General features: G+C 42.3%; 1 pseudogene. It reads left to right on the top strand.

Annotated elements, in window-relative coordinates:
- Positions 1-366, top strand: a pseudogene (locus ACK4HU_RS21965) (TldD/PmbA family protein); the annotation flags it as partial.

The following is a 366-nucleotide window of genomic DNA, read 5'->3' as shown; positions in this document are numbered from 1 at the left end:
CCACTTTCTAAAAATGCTTTTGATATCCCCGTTTCAGAAAAGGTCGATCTTATGCTAGATGCCAATGCTGCTGCTATGGCAGAAGGAGCTAGTTTCGTGAGCAATAACCTTTACATGGTCAATGAGCAAAAGTATTTTGCCAGTACTGAAGGTTCTTATATCAATCAAGATATTCATAGGATTTGGCCTACATTCACCGTGACTGCGGTAGACCCCACTGCGGGTAAATTCAAGACGCGTCAAGGTCTGAGCGCTCCGATGGGAATGGGCTTTGAATACTTGGATGGCCGAAAAGAAGATAAAATTGAAGGCCCAGGAGGCTTGATTCATTACAAAAACTCCTATGACCTGAAAGAAGATATTATT

Source organism: Algoriphagus sp. (genome assembly GCF_046296635.1).
In the GTDB taxonomy this organism is placed as follows: domain Bacteria; phylum Bacteroidota; class Bacteroidia; order Cytophagales; family Cyclobacteriaceae; genus Algoriphagus.
The sequence above is the reverse complement of the archived record's forward strand: the minus strand, read 5'-3'. Positions and strand labels throughout refer to the sequence as shown.